3 protein-coding genes are annotated in these 3,897 nt (G+C 74.5%); 2 read left to right on the forward strand and 1 reads right to left on the reverse strand.

Annotation, left to right across the window (positions count from 1 at the left end; translation table 11 throughout):
• A partial coding sequence (locus EHS43_RS39570) for a HAMP domain-containing protein (protein ID WP_369009071.1) occupies positions 1-613 on the reverse strand: 613 nt, incomplete at its 3' end.
• Between the two features lie 102 nt (positions 614-715).
• Here EHS43_RS39570 and EHS43_RS39575 point away from each other — a divergent pair.
• Positions 716-2,734: an ATP-binding SpoIIE family protein phosphatase gene (locus EHS43_RS39575; protein ID WP_125195398.1), complete on the forward strand. Its 2,019-nt coding sequence runs from the start codon at positions 716-718 to the stop codon at positions 2,732-2,734.
• Between the two features lie 31 nt (positions 2,735-2,765).
• On the forward strand, positions 2,766-3,897 hold a 1,132-nt coding region (gene hemW / locus EHS43_RS39580; protein WP_125195399.1), incomplete at its 3' end, for a radical SAM family heme chaperone HemW.

Genomic DNA, 3,897 nt, shown 5'->3' on the forward strand with positions numbered 1-3,897 from the left:
CCATGGTGTTGACCGCCTCGGTCACATCGCGCCAACTGCGCGACAGACCGGTCACCTTGGCCCGCCCGCCCAGCCGCCCCTCGGTGCAGACCTCGGGGGCCACCCGGGTCACCTCGCCGGTGAACAGGGAGAGCTGGTCGACCATCTTGTTCACGGCCCGGCCCAGCCGCCGCAGATCACCGCGCAGCTGCCGGTTGCCGTCGTGCAGGTCGACCCGCTGGGTCAGGTCGCCGCCGGCCACCGCGTCCAGGACCCGGGTCGCGTTGGCGGCCGGGGCCACCAGGGCGTCGAGGAGCTGGTTCACGTCGTTGACCCGGGAGGTCCACGAACCCTGCCCCGGGCTCGGGGAGAGCCGCTCGTCGAGCCGGCCGTGCCGCACCAGCTCCCGCTTCACCCGGTTGACCTCCCCGGTGAAGTGCAGGTTGCGGTCCACCAACTGGTTGAAGACCGCCGTCAGTTCGGCCACGATGCCGTCCCCGGCCTCCGGCATCCGGCGGAAGTCGCCGTCCCGGGCGGCCGTCATCGCGGCGAGCAGAGGACGCAGATCGGATGCTCGAATCCGGTCGGCGTTCTGCCCTTCTTCGAGCACAGGCGTACCACTGTTCTCACTCATGGCGGCCCACTTCGGTAACTCGGCGCTTATGGGCGTGGTCAGTCTGTCACTCTGTCCGCATCGACCGAGGCGTATTCGTCCGAACTGCTCGGGGAGACGGAGATGGGGGCCATTCCTGTGCAACGGGAGTCCGTTGCCCGCGCGTCCGATCCGCCCGCGCAGGACGGCGGCACGCTCCCGCGCGCCCCGGCGCACACCCACGCCACCCTCCCGGGCAGCCCGCTCGCCCCGGGCTCGGCCCGGGCCCTGATCCGGGAGGCGGTCACCGAATGGCGCGAACTCGCCCTGCCCGGAACGGAGTTGCTCACCGACCGGCAGGCCGACGACGCCGTGGTCGTCGTCAGTGAACTCGTCACCAACGCCGTCGTGCACGCCGGCACCGACATCGACCTGCACTGTCGCCTGGAGGCGCCCACCGGCGCGCTCGTCGTCGAGGTCCTCGACCACCACCCCTCGCGCGCCCCTCGCGAGGGTGACGTCGAACCCTCGTACGGCACACCGGAGTACGGGCGCGGACTGCGCCTGGTCGCCGCCCTCGCCGAGACCTGGGGGGTCACCTACCGCACCGGCGCCAAGACCGTCTGGGCGCAGCTCCCGGCCGGCGGCAAGGACACCCTCGACGGGATCCAGGCGTACGCCGGGGAGAGGGCCCACGAGCGGGGGCTGCGGGTCGCCGGGCTGCTCGCCCCGGAACCGCCCGCGTCCCGGGCACCGGCCGTGCCGGCGTCCACCGCGCCCGCCGAGCCGGACCGGGACTGGCTCAACCGCGGTGCCCTGTCCTTCCTCGCCGAGGCCTCCGACCTGCTCGCCGGGCAGCTCGACGAGAACCTGGTCGCCGCGCTCGCCGGCCAGCTGATCGTGCCGCGGCTGGCCGACTGGTGCGCGGTGTGGCTGGAGGACGAGATCGCCGGACGCTGGGGGTCCCCGCGCCCGGGGGAGCCCGTCAGCGGGCTCGGCAGCGGCCCCTGGAGCGGGACGGACGGGGGCGAGGCCGGTGCGTCCGGGCCCCGGCTGGCCCGGGTGTGGCACTGCTCCGAGAACCGGATCGAGGACCTGCGGCGGGCGCTGGAGAAGGAGCCGCCGGGCCTCATGGGGCCCGACCGGACCGGGCCCGTGCCGTTCCCCTGGCCCGGCGGGGCACTGGGCGCGCACGGCACCCACGGCTCCGCGCTCGCCTACCGCCTCACCGCCGGGGGCCGCCCGCTGGGCACCCTGGTCATCGGCCGGGCCGGGCTGGTCTCCTTCCCCGACGAGATCACCGGGCTCGTCGAGGACCTCAGCCGCCGGGTGGCCCTGGCCATCGGCGCGGCCCGCCAGTACGCCCGCCAGGCCACCATCAGCGCCGTCCTCCAGCGCGGTCTGCTGCCCGGCGCGGTCGCCGAGATCCCCGGCGTGCGCAGCGCCCTGGTGTACGAGCCGTACGACAAGGGCGGGCCCAGCGGCGATTTCTACGACCTCTTCCCGGCCGGCGACGGCCGCTGGTGCTTCGCCGTCGGCGACGTCCAGGGCAAGGGCCCCGAGGCCGCCGTGGTGATCGGTCTCGCGCGGCCCTGGCTCCGGCTGCTGGCCCGCGAGGGCTACCGCGTCGCCGACGTTCTGGACCGCCTCAACCAGCTCCTCCTCGACGACGCCACGGAGGCCGCGGACGCGGCGGCGCGCGCCCTGGTGGCCGCGGGCGGACGCCCCACGCACCCCGGCGACGGCCCGCAGACCCGCTTCCTGTCCCTCCTGTACGGCGAGCTCGCGCCCTTCGACGGCGGCGTGCGCTGCACCCTCGCCTCCGCCGGCCACCCGCTGCCCCTGCTGCTCGGGGCGGGCGGCGAGGTCCGCACGGTCGCGCGGCCGCAGACCCTGCTCGGGGTCGTCGAGGACGAGACGTACACCAGCGAGACCTTCGAGCTGCGGTCCGGCGACAGCCTGCTGTGCGTCACCGACGGGGTGACCGAGCGGCGCAGCGGCCCCCGGCAGTTCGACGACGAGGACGGACTCGCCGAGGCGCTCGCCGGGTGCGCGGGACTGGACGCCGAACTGATCGCGGAGCGGATCAAACGGCTGGTGCACGAGTTCGGGGCCCGGCCCCCGGAGGACGATCTCGCGCTGCTGGTGCTGCAGGCGGAGTAGGTCGCCGGCGGGGTGCTGGACAATGGAGGACATGCCTTCCGCACTCCCCGACGGCGAACCCGTCCCCGACGACGGCTCGCTCCCCGCCTCCGCGCTCGCCGGGTCCGCCGACCGCCCCCTCGGCTTCTACCTGCACGTTCCCTACTGCGCCACCCGCTGCGGCTACTGCGACTTCAACACCTACACCGCGACCGAGCTGCGCGGTTCCGGCGGAGTGCTGGCCTCCCGCGACAACTACGCGGACACGCTGATCGACGAGATCCGCCTCGCGCGGAAGGTCCTCGGCGACGACCCGCGGCCCGTCCGCACGGTGTTCGTCGGCGGCGGCACACCGACGCTCCTGGCCGCCGGTGACCTCGTACGGATGCTGGGGGCGATCCGTGACGAGTTCGGGCTGGCCTCGGACGCGGAGGTGACGACCGAGGCGAACCCGGAGTCGGTGGACCCGGCGTACCTGGCGGCGCTGCGGGAGGGCGGCTTCAACCGGGTGTCCTTCGGGATGCAGAGCGCGAAGCAGCACGTCCTGAAGGTGCTGGACCGCACGCACACCCCCGGGCGCCCCGAGGCGTGCGTGGCGGAGGCCCGCGCGGCCGGCTTCGAGCATGTGAACCTGGACCTGATCTACGGCACCCCCGGCGAGTCCGACGACGACTGGCGGGCGTCCCTGGAGGCGGCGATCGGGGCCGGACCGGACCACGTGTCGGCGTACGCGCTGATCGTCGAGGAGGGCACCCAGCTCGCTCGCCGGATCCGCCGGGGCGAGGTTCCGATGACCGACGACGACGTGCACGCGGACCGGTACCTGATCGCGGACTCGGCGTTCGCGGACGCCGGGTTCGACTGGTACGAGGTGTCGAACTGGGCCACGTCCGAGGCGGGCCGGTGTCTGCACAACGAGCTGTACTGGCGGGGCGCCGACTGGTGGGGAGCGGGCCCCGGGGCGCACTCGCACGTGGGCGGGGTGCGGTGGTGGAACGTGAAGCATCCGGGCGCGTACGCGGCGGCGCTGGCAGCGGGGAGGACACCGGGCGCGGGGCGTGAGCTGCTCTCGGACGAGGACCGGCGGGTGGAACGGATCCTGCTGGAGCTGCGGCTGCGGGAGGGGGTGCCGCTGTCGCTGCTGCGCGAGGAGGGGCTGGCCGCGTCCCGGCGGGCCCTGGGGG

It is taken from the genome of Streptomyces sp. RP5T (assembly GCF_003933965.1).
In the GTDB taxonomy this organism is placed as follows: Bacteria; Actinomycetota; Actinomycetes; order Streptomycetales; family Streptomycetaceae; genus Streptomyces.

Coding starts and splice junctions, on each gene's coding strand:
- EHS43_RS39575 (WP_125195398.1), top strand. CDS start 716: ATGGGGGCCATTCCTGTGCAACGGGAGTCCGTTGCCCGCGCGTCCGAT.